This window comes from Vibrio sp. Vb0667 (genome assembly GCF_033391095.1).
The window spans coordinates 93954-113910 of sequence record NZ_JAWPOL010000002.1 but is presented as its reverse complement, the minus strand read 5'-3'; the positions used below and the strand labels follow the sequence as shown (position 1 = coordinate 113910).

The following is a 19957-nucleotide window of genomic DNA, read 5'->3' as shown; positions in this document are numbered from 1 at the left end:
ATCGTTTAGAGCACTATACTTCCTCTCGACTTTAACTTTCTAGCTCAAGAGCATTAATTTTGTAGAAATAGGCAAATTATTTGCAGAAATCGACCTGTTAACGATCGTTAATCAGGAGTAATATGCATGTATTCAATCTCCTTCACTGGAAGCAAGAGGGCTAATAATGAACTTTTCTTATGTAAACCCAACCAAGATTTTCTTTGGTCAAAAACAAATCGCTGCAATCAAAGAAGCTATCCCATCCGACCAAAAAGTTTTAGTGGTATACGGTGGTGGCTCCATCAAAAAAAATGGCGTGTACGACCAAGTAGCAGAAGCTCTTGAGGCACATGAATGGCTAGAGTTTTCAGGTGTTGAACCAAACCCAACCAAAGAAACACTCGATAAAGCAGTCGCAATGGTAAAAGAGCATGGCGTTGACTTTATTTTAGCGGTAGGTGGTGGTTCAGTCATCGATGGCTCCAAATACGTAGCAGCGGCATCAAAGTATGATGGTGATGGTTGGGATATCATGATTGGTAAGCACCAAGTCACTGAAGCGACGCCTCTAGCTGCAATTTTGACATTGCCAGCAACAGGCTCAGAGTCAAACATGGGCGCAGTTATCACTAAAAAAGAAACTCAAGACAAACTTCCGTTCATGTCTCCAGCAGTGCAGCCAAAATTTGCCGTGTTAGACCCAGATGTGATGAAAACACTGCCAGAACGCCAGCTTATCAACGGCATTGTTGACGCATGGGTGCACGTATGTGAGCAATACTTGACGCTTCCTACCGGTGCAATGGTTCAAGATGGTTACGCAGAAACACTGCTGAAAACTTTAAAAACACTCGGAGAACAGTTTGCGGAACGAGACGACGATATGTGGCGCGCAAACTTAATGTGGTCTGCTAACCAAGCATTGAATGGGTTAATTGGTAGTGGCGTTCCACAAGACTGGGCGACACATATGATCGGCCATGAATTAACCGCTCTATGGGGCGTTGATCATGCGCGTTCTCTTGCAATTGTCCAACCATCGTTACTTCGTAACCAAATGCAGTTTAAGCGCCCTAAGTTAGAACAAATGGGTCGCAACGTATTTGCTCTTGAAGCAGGTGAGGATTTAGCAGAGCGCACAATCGAAGCTATCGAAGCGTTTTATCATCAACTTGATGTCGCAACTAAGCTCGAAAACTATGGTGAGAGCCGTGAACAAGCTATCGATGCCATCATTGATCAACTAAACAAACACGGCATGACTGTTTTAGGTGAAAACCAGGCGATCACACTTGAACGTAGCCGAGAAATCTTAGAGTTAGCTGTCTCATAACTGCAACAATTCTTCACTGCCCTTCCTAGGGTTTAACGGTATTGTGACTTAACAGTCACAATACCGTTTTTTTATGCTATTTTGTAAGCCACATCACGTTCAAAACGAGGAGGCTTCTAAAAACAACGATTCCCTCCAGACAAAAAATCGGCCGTGTTGGTTAGTAAAGAGACAACTGTCCAGCTTTACACAAATAAAAATAATTGAGATCAAAAAACGAGTTAACTCGTTAATTAAGTTTTGATTTGTTGTAGTGATGTACTACATAATTTTGTCTGTTCGAGAAAACACTTTATGTGGCTAGTTGTTGTCGTATTAGCATTCATACATATCATCAGTATCCGTAAAGGCTCTAAATGGCTCTTTTACGTTTCTAAACCATTACCAGTGCTCTGTATGCTTGGTATTTTAATTCAGTCCCCGGCTTACCCAATGCCATATGCGCATTGGATTTTGATTGGCTTATCGCTCTCGTTGCTTGGTGACGTGTTATTAATGCTCCCTAGAGACAAGTTCATTACAGGATTAGTGCTCTTTTGCTCTGCCCATCTCTCCTATAGTTATGGTTTTGCCATCATGTCAGCGTGGCATTTTACACCTTGGCTCCCAATTGCCTTGTTCGGACTCGGTATATGCGTCTACTGGTTGTTCCGACCGGATCTCGGTAAAGAGAAACGGCCAGTTGCCAGTTATATATTGGTACTGATGACTATGTGCTGGGCTTCGATCGAGTATTATTTGAGTGGGAAAACACAATCCTCCTCTTTTGCAGTGCTCGGAAGCTTTATCTTTATTATCTCTGGCATCGTATTGGCTTTCGAACGCTTTGGAGGACGGTCAATATTTTCACGACAAGTTGTCATGGTGACCTACTATTCTGCACAGACACTAATGGTTATGTCTGTTGTTGCGATTGTTGTTCGTTATCCGTATCTCGTTGAACTGAGTTAGTCATACTCTAGACTCTAGACTGCACCAACATTAAAGAAACATGGATGTCTCTTGTAAGCGATCTGAATAGAGTCTTAAAATCATCGCCTAAACATTAGCTTATTCTTAATGAAATTACGCGCACAACTTGCTATTGTAAAAGGATATTTTTCCGTTATAGCGTGCCCCTTTGAAAGAGAATACTCCCGTCGTTGAGTTTAGCGACGTAAATAAGTGGTATGGCGATTACCACGCTCTAAAAGACATCAACTTCTCCGTGCATTCTGGCGAGATCGTCGTGGTGTGTGGCCCATCAGGTTCCGGAAAATCAACGCTCATTCGTTGCATCAATCATCTTGAATCGATTCAAGAAGGCCAGCTTCATGTGTTCGACCAGCCTTCTCACGCAAAATCTCTCAAGCCCGGTAAAATCGGCATGGTGTTCCAACACTTTCACCTTTTTCCTCATTTGACTGTACTGGAAAACCTCACCTTAGCGCCGATTCGCACACACAAATTATCAAAACAAGAAGCTGAAAAACGCGCAAGACATTACCTAAAGCGAGTCAATATTGAAGAGCAAGCGAGTAAGTATCCTATCCAGCTTTCTGGCGGTCAGCAGCAACGCGTCGCGATTGCCCGCTCCTTGTGTATGGAACCGGATTTACTCCTGTTTGACGAGCCAACTTCAGCGCTTGATCCGGAAATGATCAACGAAGTGTTGGATGTCATGGTTGAGCTGGCTCAAAGCGGAATGACGATGATTTGCGTCACGCATGAAATGGGATTTGCCAAAAAAGTAGCGAACCGCGTGGTATTTATGGATGAAGGCCAAATCGTGGAAATGAACTCTCCAGTCGCCTTATTTGAGACACCACAGCATCCACGAACCCAAGCATTTTTGAACCAAATTTTAAGTTACTGATGATAATTCGCGTAATCAAACCTGTCCTTCAAGCTTTACTGCAAATGACGCTCCTCTTCATCGCGATTGTGTGGGTTTTGGACTCTGGTGCCGACGCTATGGGCTATCAATGGCAATGGGAGCGCGTACCTGATTACATCGCTTTTTATGAAGATGGCGAATGGTGGCCGGCAGAACTTATTGATGGGCTATTGGTCACGCTTAACATCTCGGCTATTAGTCTATTTTTTACCTTAGTATTAGGGTTGGTTACCGCGTTACTAAGGCTTAGCGATTCGAAAGTCGGCAATGTTATTGGTACCACTTATGTCGAAGTAATACGTAACACGCCGTTGTTGGTGCAAATCTATTTACTCTACTTCGTGTTTGGCCCCGTGATTGGTTTGGACCGATTCAGTACCGCCGTTTTGGCATTATCCCTTTTCCAAGGTGCCTACACCGCGGAAATATTCCGTGCAGGTTTAAACAGTATTCCTAAAGGGCAATTCGAAGCAGCACAAACTCTCGGAATATCAACGTTTTACACCTACAAAGACGTAATTTTGCCTCAGGTTTTACAGCGCACATTACCGCCATTAACCAATGAAGTGGTTTCTTTGATCAAAAACTCTTCCATTGTAAGCGTGATGGCGATTTTTGATCTAACAACACAGGCACGCAACATCGTCTCAGAGACGGCGATGCCGTTCGAAATTTGGTTTACCGTGGCAGCAATTTATCTTGCTCTCACTCTGTCACTTTCTGGCTTGTCTGCATGGCTAGAACACAAACTCGGAGCCAGTTGGCGCAAATTATAAGGAGATAACATGAAGTTATTCAAAGCGACCATTACTGCATTATTAGGGCTAGCCATAGCTATGCCTACAATCGCGAAAGAAGATGTCGCCACACCCAATGTAGATCAAATCAAAGAACGAGGAACTTTGCGCGTTGGTATGTCAACATTTGTACCTTGGGCAATGCGTAACAAGCAAGGTGAGTTAATCGGTTTTGAAATCGATGTTGCCAAACGCTTAGCACAAGATTCAGGTTTGAAAGTGGAATTCGTACCGACTGCGTGGGATGGCATTATTCCCGCACTACTGGCGAAAAAGTTCGACGTGATCATTGGTGGCATGTCTGTTACGCCTGAACGTTCCAAAAGCGTCTTGTTTACTGCGCCCTACTCGCACTCAGGCGTTCAAGTAGCAGCAAACAAAGAACTCGCCTCTGGTTTTAGCGAATTTTCGGATTTTGACTCACGACGCGTAAAAATTGCGGCTCGTCGCGGCGCATTCACCGTTCAAGTAGCCAGAGAAACCTTCCCGAAAGCGAAGATCCTGCAATTTGATGACGACGCGCAAGCGTTCCAAGAGGTGCTGAATGGTAACGCCCACGCGGTCATTGCTTCTAGCCCAAAACCAGAACATGAGACAGTGAAACACAGCGACAAACTATTCCTTCCATTCTCTGAGCGACTATCACAAGGTAACGAAGCCTTTGCAGTTCGCTTGGGGGAAGAAGATAAAAAGGCCTTTTTCAATAAATGGATTGAAGCAAGAACCCAAGATGGATGGTTAAAACAACGTTATGAATACTGGTTCTCGACATTAGATTGGCAAGATCAAGTCGCGCAAGGCCAGTAATCTTAATGGCTCGTGGACGCCGCGAGCCTATACTCTCCAATCATTCATTTTACTTTTCCATAACTTATCGGAGTCAAATTTTTGGGCGAACACACTACCACTCGCACAGCACCCGCGAAATCCAGCACAGGCTACCTTTTACCGCAATTAAACACACTAGACTGGGTACTACTTGTTATGTGCGGTATCGGTGGTGTTTGGCTGTACCATCGGTCCGCTGTTGGTGTGCATTATTTGTGGCAGTGGAAAGAGGCGCTTGAATTACTTTTCACGCCTAGAGCAGATGGTAGTTTGCCCTACTTCTTCCAAGGTTTGATTTCGACGTTAAGGCTCAGTGTTTGGGGCATAAGCTTCGCATTAGTGTTTGGCACTTTGTTAGGCTTAGGACGCTTCTCTCGTTCCGTTTGGTTGCGCACACCTGCCAATGCGTTTATCCAGTTAGTGAGAAACATCCCTCCGTTGGTATTTGTTTTTATTTTCTACTTTTTCATTTCTAACCAATTGATCCCGTTACTTGGTTTGGAAGATCTTCTACGAAACTACAACGGCGAACCAAATGCGCTACAGCACTTTCTGTTTGGGCCTTCGAACCTTTGGGAAAACCTTGCCTCTGGCGTGTTATGTGTCGGCTTACTCTCTTCTGCCTACATTGCAGAAGTTGTGCGCGGTGGTTTACAAAGTATCGACCAAGGTCAGTGGGAAGCGGCTGACTCATTGGGCTTGTCTCGATGGGTGAAATACCGATTTGTTATCGCGCCACAGGTGCTTAAATCAATCACACCTGCACTTGCCGGTCAAACCATCTCTTTGGTGAAAGACACCTCTATTGTTTCACTGATTTCGATACAAGAAATGACGTTTGTTGGGACAGAGATGGCAAATTCATCAGGGTATATATTTGAAATTTGGTTGATTGTCGGCCTTGCTTACTTCTTAATTTGTTTTGGTCTGTCACTTATTTTTCGCCATATTGAAGCAAAATCGGAAGCCATTTCAAATTAACTCAACCACATATGTAATTAGGCACATTTGATTCTTCAAATCAGAATTGCACCCTGTTACATTGACAAGATGCTAAATTTTCGGCGTTTTTCATGGAGTTAAAGAATCAATCCGACTACGAGCGATACATAAAACAAGATAATCTTGGTGAATATTACGTAGTTCTCAATCAATTCACTTTTCACAGTGTTTATCAGCCAATTTTTGATAGACGTCAACGTATTATTGGTATGGAAGCCTTACTGCGTATTCGTGGCATTGATGGTTTCCTAATTCGTCCTGACGTGTTTCTGGCCAATAATGGTCTTGATCCCTACTTTCGCTTATGTGTAGAGTTTTTATCCAGAGCAATGCACATTCGAAATTTTGCACGCTATTTCGCGGGGACGCCGATCAAACTGTTTCTTAACGTCATGCCTCAAACGCTACTCACACTAACCAAAGACATGGGCTTTAAAGATAACGGCCTGCTTTACAAACGCCTTTCCGAACTTGGTATGAGCCCAACAGACGTAGTTTTTGAAGTAGTCGAAGAGTCATGCGGAGATACGGATTTATTAATCAAAGCAGTACAGTTAATGAAAGCGAATGGTTTTATCTTTGCTATCGATGATTTTGGCGCCCAACATTCTGATATCGCACGTGTTCAGCAGCTCTGCCCTGACATCATCAAAATCGATCGTTCCTATTTGCTAGACTACTGCGCCGGAGAAACCTTTTCCATACATAGCGCCGTTGATCTAGCGGATCATATGGGAGCAAAAGTCATTATAGAAGGGGTTGAAGAAGACGTGCAGCTACAAGCTATGTATCAACTTAATTTGGATTATTACCAAGGCTTTTACTTAGGAAAGCCTTGCGCCATTCATCACTGGACAGATAGCCTAAACATCGAGACGACAGTGCATTAACACTGCCCACTTACAGCACAGTGAAACCAAAAAAGCGCCGATATAATATGCTCGGCGCTTTTTAGTTTTACTCAGATGTCACTTATTTAGTTAAGCGTTCATTTCCCTAGAAAAAATCAATAGAATTACGTCCGCTCTTCGGATCACGAGTGGCTTGCGGTTTGTCTTCTTTTTTGCCTTTCTTAGCAGACTGAGACAACGCTTCTTTCTGCGCTTTACGCTCTTTATGTGCCGCTTTGCGGCCTGTTGATTTAGGCCCAGAGGCTTTAGGTGACTTACTTTGACGAGACTTATCTTTACGAGAAGACTGCGCTTCTTTTTTCGCTTTCTTTTCTGCTTTTTGCTCTGCCGTTTCAGGTTCGGTTACTGGCGCATCGCAAACCACAACATAATATTCCTGGTTAAACTCGAAAAAGTCACCATCATACATCTTGCGGCGCTTACGTGTTTCTAGTTCACCATTCACCGCGACGTAGCCTTCCTCGATGATATGTTTTGCTTCGCCGCCACCGCTGACCAAGTTTGCGATTTTAAAAAGCTTGTACAGTTCGATTGGATGCGCATCAACATCGATGCCAATCGCTTCGATCTCAATCTCTTCGCCTTCTAAATACTCTTCGTGGTCGTAATCTTGGGTCATGTTACTTACTCTTACTATTTGATGCCCTGAAGTTTAAACGCAATGCTTAAAAATAGAAACCTCTGCCGATGTTCAATCACCGATTCGCCTTGGCATTTGAGCACCTCTTAACCCATTTAACTTGTCGCTTGTTAACTTGTATACCGATGCGTAGCTCAAACGAAGCTGCAATTACGCAACCTGAAGGTATATACTCTCTAAGTTATTGTTGAAAAGAGCGAATACTTTGTCTCAACCAAGTAGAATTACCTTTGTCACTGCGAACTTGTTTAATTTTGTCGCACCGCCTAACGCCTACTATGATTTCGAGAACATATACTCGTTAGAGCAATGGCGAGACAAACTTTCGTGGACACAACGTCAAGTTGAAAAACTGGAAGGCGACGTGATTGGCTTACAAGAAGTATTCAGTATCGAGAAGACCCAGGCATTCTTTTCAACCATCGGCTACCCCTACTTTGCGACCGTTGACACCCCACATGTTGAAGATGAGTACATTTACTCAAGCCCTGTTGTGGCAATCGCATCTCGGTTTCCAATAGAAAAAGTACAAGCGGTAGAGTTTGACTTAGCAACGCTTGAGCCTTTTGGAGTAAGTGTTGTTCCAGAGTTCAGTCGCAAACCTATCTATGCCCAAGTAATACATCCTGTACTTGGTCATATCGCCGTTTACGTAACGCACCTGAAATCTCAACGCCCAGCCGACTCAGAACAACCAGAAACGTCTAGCACGATTATTGGGCGCTGGTTATCCACCCAGCAAAGAGGCTGGGAAGCAGCGATGTTAAGAGACGCGATGCAAAAGAGGTATCGAAAAGAACCAATGCCGACAGTGTTAATGGGCGATATGAATCAACCTATCACTCCTATCAGCGTTAACAGCTCATTGGTATCCAACACTGGTGACAGCGTCACTGAATTACAACTCAAAGATGGTTGGTTATTGCAAAGTGACACCCTGAAGGATGAACGCCCAGCCACGCACTATCATTTTTCCACTGGGAATGTACTCGACTATATCTTGCTCTCACAAGAGTTTGATACCTTATCAGATATATCGGTTGCCGAGGTTGTTGACTATCAGGTGTCTAACCAACATCTGATCAACCCGATTTATAACAGAGATAAAAACGCCAGCGACCACGCATTTGTGGCGCTGACGGTTGAAGTAAAGCTTTGAGCAACCTATTTAGTTACTTAGTGACGTTTCACAATTTTACGCGGGATAAGTTCTACGCCAGGCTTGTAACGCTTGGCGGAAGCGTTGAGTGCTAACTCCATTGCGCTGTCCGCGATCAACTCAAACTGTTGAGGCAAAGAGTTGATTTTCACAGGCAAGAAGTCCAGCAGTCGATTATCACCAAATGTCGCTAAACGCACCTTTCCCATCAGTTCTGGTTTTTCTAGCATTACATCCAACACACCTTCTAACAGTGTGTATGACGTTGTAACAATGGCATCTGGCAATGCGTTCTCTGTTAACCATCTCTCTAAGACTTTCTTGCCTTCTTCCCGAGAGAAGTGTTGTCCATAACCCACTGTTGCCGTTTTGCCACCTTGTTGAGAAGCAGATAGAAAACCGAGCTCACGCTCTTTTGAGACTTGAAGATCTTGCAATGCACCGATTAAGCCAATGGACTTAATATCTTCGGACAGTACTGACTGAGTGAGTTCAAGTGCGGCGTCAAAATCTTCGCTGATGACACAACAAAAGTGCTCATCATCCATTGGACGGTCTAGCGCGATAACTGGCGTACCTGAATTTTGCAACTTAAGATAATACTCGTTTGCAGTGGGCATACCACTTGCCACAAACAACGCATCAATACGACGACTGACTAATGCTTCCGCCACCTTTTGCTCTGTATCAGGATCATCATCAGAGCAGCCAATCAAAATTTGGTACCCCGCTTTCCGAGAGTTTTGCTCTATCAGCTTTGCAAGACGCGCATAACTGGTGTTCTCTAAGTCTGGGATGATAAGCCCAAATGAGCGTGAATTACCTGCCCGCAAGGAAGACGCCGCATGATCTGGCTTATAATTGTACTCTTCTACAACGGCCATCACCTTTTTCTGAGTCTTCTCGCTGATGCGGTATTTCTGCGCTTTTCCGTTAATCACATAGCTTGCAGTTGTCTTAGAAACACCCGCTAATTTGGCTATTTCATCCAGTGTCATATTCTAAACCTTATTCTGTGCGCGCGATCATATTAATACATCAACGATCTTTCGATAAGTTGAATTATAAGCTGAACCGATTCAGTATAAAAGCTGAAAGGATTCAGCAAAACTTAAAAATTGACGTAAATCACCTGAATACACAACAAACCAATTTGTAGGCTAGGCTATAGGACAGCGGCAAAGGCTCGTTTGTTAACATCAGTTTTTAAAACAGTTTTTCTGAGTCTTTTAAAAAATTTACCAACAAGCTGAATCGATTTAGCTTGAAAGATAAAAGGTTTGAGGAGTGATAAGCGCTCAGAAGAAGCGGCGTTCAACTTCTCACACAGAATACATTTTTAAATTGATACCTTAAGGCTGGAGAAGCACCATGCTTAAGCTAAATAAGAACGACATTACCCTCTCGCAATCAGCGACAGATAAGTTTGAAGCAATAAAGAGTATTGCTCATAGCCTGACTGATAAAGGCCTAGTTGAACGCGGTTACGTTGAAGGCATGCTAAACCGTGAAAACCAAAACTCTACGTTTTTGGGGAACGGTATCGCCATCCCGCACGGTACAACCGACACTCGTGCAATGGTGAACACAACGGGTGTTGCTGTGCATCACTTCCCACAAGGTGTCGACTGGGGTGATGGCAATACTGTGTTCGTCGCTATCGGTATCGCAGCTAAATCTGATGAACACCTTGGCATTCTTAAACAGCTCACCAAAGTGCTAGGCGCAGATGGCGTAGAAGAGCGTCTGCGTAATGCAAAAAACGAAGACGAGATCATCGCCCTACTGCACGGTGATGTTCAGCTTGAAGCAGACTTTGACGCTTCTTTAATTCAACTCATGTTCCCTGCAAGCGACATGCTACAGATGAGTGCTGTTGCTGGTGGTCTGTTAAAAAATACGGGATGTGCTGATAACGAATTCGTTGCAGATCTCGTTACCAAACAACCAACTCACTTAGGTAATGGCCTGTGGTTAATTGGCAGTGACAAACATGTCACTCGCACAGGTGTGTCATTTGTCTCGACGGCAAACGACTGCGAATATGAAGGTCAAAAAGTGCGTGCACTTGTCGCGTTCGCGGCATGTAACAATGCTCACCAACCTATCCTAAAAACGCTTTCTAATATTGTGTTTAACAATGAACACGGCAAGCTTTTAGATGCATCAGTAGAACAGATTCTTGCTTTGTTCAAAGGTGAAGAAGTCACAGCTGCATCTTCAGAAGAAGGCAATACCGCTGTATTTAAAATCAAAAACTCTCACGGCCTACATGCTCGTCCGGGGGCAATGTTAGTCGCAGAAGCGAAAAAGTTTGAATCCACTATACGTGTTTCCAACCTAGACGGAGATGGAAAAGCAGTAAACGCGAAGAGCCTAATGAAAGTCATCGCGCTGGGCGTTAAGCACGGTCACCAACTTCAATTTACAGCAGAAGGCCCTGATGCGCCGCAAGCCTTGGAGTCTATCGGAAATGCAATCGCTTCTGGCCTTGGTGAAGGTTAAGGATCCGATATGACAAACAAAACAAATAAGGTTGTCACTATTACGCTCAACCCAGCATTGGATTTAACAGGTTCAGTAAATGAACTAAACGTTGGTTCCGTGAGCTTAGTACAGCAAAGCAATCTCCACGCTGCTGGTAAAGGTGTCAACGTAGCAAAAGTATTGAGCGATTTAGGCGCAGACGTCACGGTTACCGGCTTTCTCGGTAAAGATAACCCTGAGCTATTTCATCAGCTTTTTAATGACATCAACGTTAAGAATGAATTTGTGGAAGTAGAGGGTGCCACTCGTATCAACGTTAAGCTGGTTGAGGCCAATGGCAACGTCAGTGATATCAACTTCCCTGGCGTTCAAGTAGCGGCCGACGAAATTACTCGCTTTGAGGAGACACTATTTCGTCTAGCGGAGACGCATGATTACTTTGTACTTGCAGGTAGCTTACCTGGAGGCGTAACCGCTGAACAATGCGCTGCATGGATAGAAGCACTGCATCAACAAGGCAAAAAGGTGTTGTTCGACAGTAGCAAAGCCGCATTGAAGTCAGGTATTGATGCTCACCCATGGTTGATTAAACCTAACGATGAAGAACTTGGTGATTTTGTTGGCGAACACCTAGAAACGCCTGAACAATGCCAAGCTGCTGCGCAAACACTGAGCGACAAGGGCATAGAAAACATCGTGGTTTCTATGGGACCTGACGGTGTTATGTGGCTCAACCAAGGCGAATGGCTTAGTGCAAAACCGCCTCGAATGAATGTAGTGAGCACCGTTGGCGCAGGAGATACGCTGGTCGCTGGCTTGTGTTGGGGCCACATGCAACTGATGCCTAAAAACGATTTATTGCGCTTCGCTACGGCACTTTCTGCTTTGGCAGTTAGTCAAGTTGGCGTAGGGCTAACCAGTCAGGAAGAACTGGAAAATATCAAGCGACAAACTGAAGTTAGCGCGCTTTACCCTATTACAAACTTAGAACAAAACTAAGGAACAGAAGGTTATCGTATGAATATTGCCATTATTACTGCCTGTCCGAGCGGTGTAGCAAATAGCATCCTTGCGGCAGGATTACTAGAACAAGCCGCCGCAAAATTAAACTGGAATGCCAAAATAGAATGTCAATCAAGTGTGGTTGAACCAACACTATTGACGGAAGCTGACGTTGAACAAGCAGAAGTCATTGTCATTGCGGCAAATACTAGCGTCGACACTTCTCGTTTTGTAGGAAAAAAGGTTTACCAAGCGGAAATTAGCGAAGTAGCAAAAGACGCAACTGCGTTTCTCCAGCAAGCGGTTGAAAACGCCACTTTACTTGAAAAAGCAACCACACTTGCAGCCCCTATCACTACAGATACAACATCAGCATCAAAGAAGATTGTTGCAATCACGGCATGCCCTACTGGCGTTGCGCATACCTTTATGGCGGCAGAAGCTTTAGAAGAAGAAGGCAAGCGTCGTGGCCATCAAATCAAGGTGGAAACTCGTGGTTCAGTTGGCGCTAAAAACCAACTGACTGAGCAAGAAATTGCAGACGCCGATCTGGTGATCATTGCTGCGGATATTGAAGTGCCACTTGATCGCTTTAACGGCAAAAAGATGTACCGCACGAAAACAGGTCCAGCTCTGAAGAAAACAGCCGAAGAGATGGACAAAGCATTCGAGCAAGCCACGGTGTATCAACATTCTGGTTCAGCTAACTCTTCATCTTCCACCGAAGAGAAAAAAGGCGCTTACAAACACCTAATGACGGGTGTTTCGCACATGCTTCCTGTCGTCGTTGCAGGTGGTTTGATCATCGCTCTATCTTTCGTGTTCGGTATTGAAGCATTTAAAGAAGAAGGCACACTAGCAGCAGCCTTGATGAACATTGGTGGTGGCTCTGCATTCGCATTGATGATTCCTGTACTTGCTGGTTACATCGCGTTCTCAATTGCTGACCGTCCTGGTCTGGCTCCTGGTCTTGTTGGTGGTATGCTAGCAAGTTCAACGGGTGCTGGTTTCCTAGGTGGTATCGCAGCTGGCTTCATTGCCGGTTACGCAGCGAAACTCCTCGCAGATAAGGTGAAACTGCCACAATCGATGGAAGCGCTTAAACCAATCCTGATCATTCCATTTGTAGCAACATTGTTCACTGGCCTTGTCATGATCTACATCGTAGGCGGCCCAGTTTCAGGCATCATGAACGGCCTGACTGACTTCCTAAACAACATGGGTTCTGACAGTGCAGTACTACTGGGTATTATCCTTGGCGCAATGATGTGTTTCGACCTAGGAGGCCCGGTAAACAAAGCCGCTTACGCATTTGGTGTTGGCCTTCTGGCTTCACAAACTTACGCACCAATGGCGGCAATCATGGCCGCAGGTATGGTTCCTGCGCTAGGTATGGGTTTAGCGACCTTCATTGCGAAGAACAAATTTGAACAAAATGAACGTGAGGCTGGTAAAGCATCATTTGTCTTGGGCCTGTGTTTCATCTCTGAAGGCGCAATTCCATTTGCTGCGAAAGATCCAATGCGCGTGATTCCATCTTGTATGGCAGGTGGCGCGCTTACTGGTGCCCTATCGATGCTATTCGGTGCGAAATTAATGGCACCACACGGCGGTCTATTCGTGCTGCTAATTCCTAACGCAATTTCACCAGTATTAATGTATTTAGTGGCTATTGCAGCGGGTACAGCGGTAACTGGCTTTACTTACGCATTCTTAAAAAGCAAAGCAGAAGCGAAGCAAGAAGTCGCAGCTTAATTAGAGCGACTCCGGTTAACAATGCCACCCTCGAATTTGGCATTTAGCACCTCCCTTTAATTCCGGTTAAGGGAGGTGTTTTTTATTCCGCAGCCGGAACGGCTACAATGTCTACTTCCCCACTGCTCATATCCACCGTTGCTTGATAAGCGCTATGCGGGTCACCGTAGTGCTTGAAGGTAAAGTGGTAAACGTTAGCTGGCGTCCACAAGGTTTTTGACTCTGCGGGCAGAATGTCATAGCCGTCTTGCTGATAAAGCTCTGTCGCCATTACATTTGCGATTGCCGCCTGCTGGTTAGCGTCTCGATCAACCTTTGGCTCTAATGACGGGTTACTTGGATAAGATTCACCGTTGTAACTCATGAGTCGATATGAGCCATTACTCCAAACGATAAAGTCCTGCCAACCATTACTGTAACTGTCGGCTAGTACAATAGGCGTGCGAGTTACCGACATTCGATTAATAACGTTTCCCTCATTATCAAACATATATGCAGAGCAGCCACCACTACCACAGAAATAGCGATCTTGAAGCAACACTATGTGTTCTGCCTTTCCGTCGCTGTTTAGGTCGGCGCTACCCGATAGATAACGTAGGTTGTCTTGCTCGAGCGACAGCCCTTCAGGGGCTAAAACCTTACTATCAATCCAACTGGAAATGACTTCGGCACTAACACTGTTAATTTTAGGGGCAGGTTGTTTGGTTTCTGTCGGCATGCTATCCGTCGCGGTGCAGCCAACCAAGGTGAAAGAACCAACGAAGAAGAGTCCGTTTAATATGCGCTTATTCATGTAATCTCAATCTTTGATGTGTCGTTACATCAGTATACGCATGATTTGCATTGTAATCGTAAGAAAATCATTAAAATCAAGCAAATGAATGGTTTGGTATGTATTAGTAAGATCAAAAAAGCCCCGAAGAAAACCTTCAGGGCTAGGCAGGAAGCTGGCAAATAGCCAGGAGTCCCTATGCAGTGGTCGGTTTTACCCTAAACAGAATTGCAAACATCACTGGCACCACTATCAGTGTCAGTACAGTAGCAAAACCAAGACCTGCCATAATCGTTATTGCCATCGAGCCAAAGAAGGCGTCGAAGACCAGTGGTATCATCCCCAAGATAGTTGTTAGGGCAGCCATACTTACCGGACGAACGCGGCTTATCGCACTATCGACAATCGCGAGGTAAGGATCTTTACCTGACTCCAACTCAAGGTTAATTTGGTCAAGCAACACAATACCGTTTTTCAAAATCATGCCACTTAGGCTTAACAAACCAAGGAATGCTGTAAAACTGAACGGCATGTTCGTGGTAAGCAAACCAAAAGCAACGCCAATGATCGCTAACGGAACGGTGAACCAAATGACCAACGGCTTTTTGATTGAGTTAAACAGTAAAATAGTAATGATGAACATCAACAAGTAACCCATCGGCAATGAACCGAATAGGCCTTCTTGTGCATCTTTGGATGATTCGTACTCACCACCCCATGTGATTTCGTACCCTTCTGGAACATGCAATGCCATCACTTTAGGCTGTACACGAGCAAATAAGCTTGCTGCCGTGTCGTCACTCAACACATCATGGTCCGCGAGAACGGTTAACGTACGCTTACGGTCACGACGCTGAATTAGCGGCTCACTCCAATCCAGTTGAACGCCATCAATCACTTGATCAACCGGAATATAAGTTTGCAACGAAGGACTCCAAATGGTCACGTTTTGTAGTGATTCAAAATCTACGCGTTCTTCTTCAGGAAGACGTGTCATAATTGGCAACGTATGTGTACCATCACGCAAGTAACCTAAGGTGCTACCACCAAACGCCATTTGCAGTGTGCTTGAAAGATCTTCTTTCGAAATACCTAAGCGACGAGCTTTAGACTCATTGAAAACGGGTACAAGTTCCTTGGTGCGCTCTCGCCAATCGTGACGAATGTTTCGGGCACCAGGATCGGTATGAAGGATGTCTTCAACTTGCACCGCCAAGTCACGTAAAACTTGTGGATCAGGGCCAGTAATACGCGCTTCGATCTTAGACGCTGGTGATGGACCAAATTCCATCAATTTAAACTGGAACGTAGGCGCATCAAATGTTTTCGCCAGATTCTCATCTAACTTATGCAGTAAACCAAACATTTTCTCACGATCAGTCGCGCGAACTTGGAACTGCGCGTACGCTTCGTAACTTTTTTCTGGTTGATAGGTTAAAGCAAAACGCTGTAGGCCCTGCCCAATCGAAGCAGAAACAAAGTCAATATCATCTTGCTGACGAATGTAGCTTTCGACCTCTTCAGCTTTTTTAATCGTTTCTCGGATGTCAGTACCCTCTGGCATCCACATATCCACGTAGAACATCGGCGTATTCGATGGTGGGAAGAACTGCTGTTTTACATTACCAAATGCCACGACAGCACCCACTAATAGCGCCACCATGCCAGCAACGGTAAGCCAGCGGAATCGCAATGCAAATTTCAGTGATGCCCCAAATACGACAAACAACCAGCCTTTATAAGGATCATCTTCGCTAGTACCCTGCTCTTTGTTTTCCTCTTTCAACAAAAGATCGGCAAGGAAAGGCGTCAGTGTAATAGCGGTAATCCAGCTTAAAAATAGTGAGAAACACAGCACCCAGAATAGAGAGCCCATGAACTCACCTGTCGCATCTTGCGACAAACCGATAGGTGCAAAAGCCGTAATTGCAATAACAGTTGCGCCCAGCAAAGGCCATTGTGTTTGCTTTACAATATCGACAGCCGCTTGAACTTTGGTACGCCCTTTCTTTAGGCCAACCAATATGCCTTCCACGACAACAATCGCGTTATCAACCAGCATACCCAAGGCAATAATTAACGCGCCAAGAGAAATACGATGCAGTTCGATGTTGTTGTAATTCATCAAAATGAAGGTACCAAATACCGTCAATAACAACACAACTCCAATGATGACACCACTGCGTAAACCCATAGTAAACAGCAACACAATGATTACGATCGCCACTGCCTCCGCTAGACTAATTACAAACGCTTTAACAGATTCATCCACCTCATTGGCTTGGTTGTAAAAGTAGTTCATATCGATGCCAGCAGGCTTGATAGACTCTAGGCTCGCGAGCTCCGCATCCAAACGTTCACCAACCTCAACCACGTTCACACCCGACGCAAACGAGATACCGATATTAATCGCTTTTTGACCGTTAAAGAGTACGACGTTGCTTGGCTTCTCTTGAATACCGCGAGAAATCGTTGCTACGTCTTTTAGACGAATTAGATTTCCTGTGTCACGGCCATGAATGATCAGATTTTCTAGTGCTTCTACAGTGTTTAAAGTGCCGCTTGGGCGAATAACAAGGCTTTCGCCATTGACCATCACTTCACCTGCTGAAACCACATTGTTTTGCTGGTTCAACAAGCTCGAAACCACATTCATGTCTAAGTTCAGTGCAGCAAGGCGATCAAGTGAGATCTCAACGAATAGCATTTCTTGCTGATCGCCCGTGATGTCTACCTTACCAACACCATCAACAAGCTCGATTTCACGGGTCAGGTAATCCGCATAACGTTTCAGCTCTACATAGTCGTAATCGTCACCAGTGAGCATTAACATCACGCCATAAACGTCACCGAAATCATCAATGATCTGTAAAGACTGAACACCTTGAGGCAATGATGGTCGTAAATCATTAATTTTACGGCGCATTTCATCCCAAATTTGCGGCAGTTCATCAGGACCATAGTCCATTTCCATGCTCACCGTTATTTGAGACATACCATTAGAAGACGTAGAGGTAATTTTGTCGATATAAGGGAGTTTTCGAATCTCTTTTTCTAGAGGATACGTCAGCTCTTCTTCAACTTCTTTTGACGTCGCGCCAGGGTATGTTGAGATGATCATGGCATCTTTGATCGTAAATGCCGGGTCTTCTAATCGTCCAAGCTCCAAAAATGACGTTAAACCACCAACAGCAAGGATAATAATGAACAACCAGCTGATGACTTTGTTTTTTATTGAATACTCAGCAATGTTCATTATTGGTTATTCTCCACAACATCCACATGTTTACCTTCGCGTAATTTACGCAGATTTGAATTAATCAGAATATCGCCCTGGCTAACACCTGACGACACAATGGCTCCATTGCCATTCACTTGAGAAATCATGACAGGCACTCGTGTGACAATGTCACCTTCTTTTTTCCACACAAAGAACTCATTCCCTTCACTGCCTGCTTGAAGCGCCGTGACAGGAACACTGTAACCATCAATAGAGGTAATGCCCGCCTTCACCATATCGACCAAAACGCTTACGCTGGTTCCCGGCAATATCTCTGTTTTTGGCTGTGGCATCGTCAAGTACATTTCGTAGGTTTGAGTTTCAGCGTTGGGTTCACTTGTGTGCTCTAAATAGTCCAAAGCAAATCTGCCATCGATGCCGGAGAAGGTTGCTCTAGGCTTGTAGCTCATGCTGTCTGAGTTTGGGTCTACCATCGCTAAAACATTGTCGGAAAGCTCAATACGCACGTAAACCAAATCGTTTTGGTATAGGTTTAACACGGGTTCACCAATTGCCACACGCTCAAAACGTTCTTTGAAAACATCGGATACTTTACCGGCGAACGGGGCGAATAAACGGGTGTAATTCAATTGATTGGTCGCGTTATAGAAAGTAGCCTCAGCTAGCTCTTTATTGGCGGTTAGCTCATCAAGTTCCGCTTTTGAAATCATTTGACGTGCATGCAAGTCTTCACCGCGTTTAAGCTGACGAATTGCGAGTGTGTATTGTGCTTCTGCGTCATTCACGGCTTGCTTCTCTTTGCTATCATCTAGCTTTGCGATCATTTGCCCCTGCTTCACAACGTCACCCGCTTTAACCAATACGTGCTGAACTTCCCCAGCGCGGCGAAATGCCATTGGCGTTTGCTCTGCAGGCACTACTATGCCTTTGAACGCGCGATGTTGACTTTGTACTGGTGCATCCACCGAGATAGTCGACACAAAAAGTGACTGCTCGACGATAGCTTGGTTTTCATTTTTGCACCCTGTTAAAACTGCAAGTGCAATCGCAGAGATCGTAAGTAGAGAACGTTTCATTAAATGCCTCCCTCACGAACCCAAGCTTTCACCACTTGTCCTTCAACCAGTCTCTCAACACCAGCAATAACAACGTAATCATTGTTATCAAGCCCGGCTTTCACACCACCTGCTACGTCAAGTGACACAGTGACTTTATTGACCTGCTGCGTGCTTCTGTCCATTACCCAAACTTCACCTTGCGTCCCATTTTTGTTGACCCAAGCAGACTGAGGTAACGTCATCGCATCCGATACATGTTGTTTAGCAATGTGTACCTGCCCTGTCATACCTGTCAGCAAATTGCGATCTTCTGGTCGAGTGATGGTCACGATCGCCTCATAACTATTGGTATCGATGTTTGGCTGCGTCGAAATTTCTTTAAATTGCCCAGGAATACGTTTTCTTGGCTCGCTATCCATCGTCACCCACATATCGGAGTTTTGCAGTGACTCAAGTGATACAGATTCCGCATAACTTACTGGCAAGGTGAACGACACATCCAACGTCGTGTTATCAATGAGATTCAAGATCTCCTGCTTCTCTGCTACTACCTGAAACGGGTTGACATAGGTATATGACACAATGCCATCAAACGGTGCATGAATTTTGGTATAGCTCAAATCGGTTTTAGCTTGTTCGTAGTTCGCCAATGCCGCTTTATATTGAGTTTCTTTCTGATCGTACTCATCAGTACTAATGAGTTTTTTTCCGTAAAGGTTTTTCGCGCGGTCCCATTGTGTTTTCGCTAACGCGTACTGCGCTTGAGCGGCATCTAACGCAAGCTGAAGATCTTTAGGGTCTAACGTTGCGAGCACTTCACCTTTTTGGACCTTTTGACCCATGCGTACACGTAATTCATCTACCTCTCCACCAACCTGAAAAGAAAGCTGCGCGCGATGTGTTGCATCAATACGCGCTAAAAAGGCGTGCGAGTCTTCAAGTTCTAGGTCTTTCACCGCCAGTAATTTTACAGGCTTGATTAAAGGTTCAGACGGCTCAGAAATGGCTTTATTACACCCAGTTAGCATCCCAGAAAGACTTAATGTCACCACTGCGCCAACTAAAGTGCGCCTTAAATATTGTTTTCGCACCCGCTTTCTCCGTAGGTTTTATA

Annotated in this window: 17 protein-coding genes; 11 read left to right on the top strand and 6 right to left on the bottom strand. The window is 44.7% G+C overall.

The annotated features are described in order from the left end of the window. The first annotated feature begins 166 nt into the window (after window positions 1-166). The 7 genes from R8269_RS03140 (at window position 167) to R8269_RS03110 (ending at window position 6708) form a co-directional block, all read left to right on the top strand. Window positions 167-1315, top strand: coding sequence for an iron-containing alcohol dehydrogenase (locus R8269_RS03140; RefSeq protein WP_104976106.1), 1149 nt, complete (start codon window positions 167-169; stop codon window positions 1313-1315). A 294-nt stretch (window positions 1316-1609) separates the two neighbouring features. Further along, window positions 1610-2266: a lysoplasmalogenase gene (locus R8269_RS03135; RefSeq protein ID WP_005376394.1), complete on the top strand. Its 657-nt coding sequence runs from the start codon at window positions 1610-1612 to the stop codon at window positions 2264-2266. Between the two features lie 169 nt (window positions 2267-2435). Beyond that, window positions 2436-3170 carry an amino acid ABC transporter ATP-binding protein gene (locus R8269_RS03130; RefSeq protein WP_017820955.1) on the top strand — a complete coding sequence of 245 codons (735 nt, stop codon included), beginning with the start codon at window positions 2436-2438 and terminating at the stop codon, window positions 3168-3170. Beyond that, on the top strand, window positions 3170-3967 hold the full coding sequence (locus tag R8269_RS03125) for an amino acid ABC transporter permease (protein WP_258477002.1): 798 nt from the start codon (window positions 3170-3172) through the stop codon (window positions 3965-3967). The genes R8269_RS03130 and R8269_RS03125 overlap by 1 nt, the downstream gene beginning before the upstream one ends. Window positions 3968-3976: 9 nt before the next feature. Next, a complete protein-coding gene (locus tag R8269_RS03120; RefSeq protein WP_206954118.1) occupies window positions 3977-4795 on the top strand; it encodes a transporter substrate-binding domain-containing protein in 819 nt (272 codons plus the stop codon). A gap of 81 nt (window positions 4796-4876) precedes the next feature. Then, on the top strand, window positions 4877-5797 hold the full coding sequence (locus tag R8269_RS03115) for an amino acid ABC transporter permease (RefSeq protein ID WP_213880723.1): 921 nt from the start codon (window positions 4877-4879) through the stop codon (window positions 5795-5797). Window positions 5798-5889: 92 nt separating this feature from the next. Then, window positions 5890-6708, top strand: a complete 819-nt coding sequence (locus tag R8269_RS03110) for an EAL domain-containing protein (protein ID WP_258477003.1) — start codon at window positions 5890-5892, stop codon at window positions 6706-6708. A 106-nt stretch (window positions 6709-6814) separates the two neighbouring features. Here the strand turns inward: R8269_RS03110 and R8269_RS03105 are convergent, their stop codons facing one another. Then, window positions 6815-7348, bottom strand: a complete 534-nt coding sequence (locus R8269_RS03105; protein ID WP_005376400.1) for an RNA-binding S4 domain-containing protein — start codon at window positions 7346-7348, stop codon at window positions 6815-6817. Window positions 7349-7574: 226 nt separating this feature from the next. On the opposite strand from R8269_RS03105, the gene R8269_RS03100 reads away from it, so the two are divergent. Further along, window positions 7575-8528 (top strand): endonuclease/exonuclease/phosphatase family protein, encoded by a 954-nt coding sequence (locus R8269_RS03100; protein WP_318111058.1) that lies wholly within the window; start codon window positions 7575-7577, stop codon window positions 8526-8528. A 17-nt stretch (window positions 8529-8545) separates the two neighbouring features. Here R8269_RS03100 and cra read toward each other — a convergent pair whose 3' ends face one another. Next, the gene (cra, locus tag R8269_RS03095; protein WP_062730994.1) at window positions 8546-9526 is read right to left on the bottom strand and encodes a catabolite repressor/activator; all 981 of its coding nucleotides are present in this window, start codon (window positions 9524-9526) and stop codon (window positions 8546-8548) included. Window positions 9527-9899: 373 nt separating this feature from the next. Between cra and fruB the strand changes: the two genes are divergently transcribed. From fruB to fruA, 3 genes are read left to right on the top strand one after another with little or no spacing between them, the layout of a single operon-like run. Then, window positions 9900-11033, top strand: a complete 1134-nt coding sequence (fruB, locus tag R8269_RS03090; RefSeq protein ID WP_318222450.1) for a fused PTS fructose transporter subunit IIA/HPr protein — start codon at window positions 9900-9902, stop codon at window positions 11031-11033. 9 nt (window positions 11034-11042) lie between these two features. After that, window positions 11043-12014: a 1-phosphofructokinase gene (gene pfkB / locus R8269_RS03085; RefSeq protein ID WP_064377085.1), complete on the top strand. Its 972-nt coding sequence runs from the start codon at window positions 11043-11045 to the stop codon at window positions 12012-12014. A gap of 18 nt (window positions 12015-12032) precedes the next feature. Further along, window positions 12033-13772 (top strand): PTS fructose transporter subunit IIBC, encoded by a 1740-nt coding sequence (fruA, locus tag R8269_RS03080; RefSeq protein WP_005376409.1) that lies wholly within the window; start codon window positions 12033-12035, stop codon window positions 13770-13772. Window positions 13773-13854: 82 nt separating this feature from the next. Here fruA and R8269_RS03075 read toward each other — a convergent pair whose 3' ends face one another. From R8269_RS03075 to R8269_RS03060, 4 genes are all read right to left on the bottom strand, one after another. Next, the gene (locus tag R8269_RS03075) at window positions 13855-14565 is read right to left on the bottom strand and encodes a hypothetical protein (protein ID WP_064377087.1); all 711 of its coding nucleotides are present in this window, start codon (window positions 14563-14565) and stop codon (window positions 13855-13857) included. 175 nt (window positions 14566-14740) lie between these two features. Next, window positions 14741-17800, bottom strand: coding sequence for an efflux RND transporter permease subunit (locus R8269_RS03070; protein WP_053349132.1), 3060 nt, complete (start codon window positions 17798-17800; stop codon window positions 14741-14743). Next, window positions 17800-18861, bottom strand: coding sequence for an efflux RND transporter periplasmic adaptor subunit (locus tag R8269_RS03065; protein WP_062730998.1), 1062 nt, complete (start codon window positions 18859-18861; stop codon window positions 17800-17802). The genes R8269_RS03070 and R8269_RS03065 overlap by 1 nt, the downstream gene beginning before the upstream one ends. Further along, window positions 18861-19934 carry an efflux RND transporter periplasmic adaptor subunit gene (locus R8269_RS03060; protein WP_064377088.1) on the bottom strand — a complete coding sequence of 358 codons (1074 nt, stop codon included), beginning with the start codon at window positions 19932-19934 and terminating at the stop codon, window positions 18861-18863. The genes R8269_RS03065 and R8269_RS03060 overlap by 1 nt, the downstream gene beginning before the upstream one ends. Window positions 19935-19957 lie beyond the last annotated feature (23 nt).

What these genes read in the sequence shown, in the direction of transcription:
- cra (WP_062730994.1), bottom strand. Translation starts at nt 9,526, where the DNA reads ATGACACTGGATGAAATAGCCAAATTAGCGGGTGTTTCTAAGACAACT.
- R8269_RS03065 (WP_062730998.1), bottom strand. Translation starts at nt 18,861, where the DNA reads ATGAAACGTTCTCTACTTACGATCTCTGCGATTGCACTTGCAGTTTTA.
- R8269_RS03135 (WP_005376394.1), top strand. Translation starts at nt 1,610, where the DNA reads ATGTGGCTAGTTGTTGTCGTATTAGCATTCATACATATCATCAGTATC.
- pfkB (WP_064377085.1), top strand. Translation starts at nt 11,043, where the DNA reads ATGACAAACAAAACAAATAAGGTTGTCACTATTACGCTCAACCCAGCA.
- R8269_RS03110 (WP_258477003.1), top strand. Translation starts at nt 5,890, where the DNA reads ATGGAGTTAAAGAATCAATCCGACTACGAGCGATACATAAAACAAGAT.
- fruA (WP_005376409.1), top strand. Translation starts at nt 12,033, where the DNA reads ATGAATATTGCCATTATTACTGCCTGTCCGAGCGGTGTAGCAAATAGC.
- R8269_RS03070 (WP_053349132.1), bottom strand. Translation starts at nt 17,800, where the DNA reads ATGAACATTGCTGAGTATTCAATAAAAAACAAAGTCATCAGCTGGTTG.
- R8269_RS03140 (WP_104976106.1), top strand. Translation starts at nt 167, where the DNA reads ATGAACTTTTCTTATGTAAACCCAACCAAGATTTTCTTTGGTCAAAAA.
- R8269_RS03125 (WP_258477002.1), top strand. Translation starts at nt 3,170, where the DNA reads ATGATAATTCGCGTAATCAAACCTGTCCTTCAAGCTTTACTGCAAATG.
- R8269_RS03105 (WP_005376400.1), bottom strand. Translation starts at nt 7,348, where the DNA reads ATGACCCAAGATTACGACCACGAAGAGTATTTAGAAGGCGAAGAGATT.
- R8269_RS03075 (WP_064377087.1), bottom strand. Translation starts at nt 14,565, where the DNA reads ATGAATAAGCGCATATTAAACGGACTCTTCTTCGTTGGTTCTTTCACC.
- fruB (WP_318222450.1), top strand. Translation starts at nt 9,900, where the DNA reads ATGCTTAAGCTAAATAAGAACGACATTACCCTCTCGCAATCAGCGACA.
- R8269_RS03120 (WP_206954118.1), top strand. Translation starts at nt 3,977, where the DNA reads ATGAAGTTATTCAAAGCGACCATTACTGCATTATTAGGGCTAGCCATA.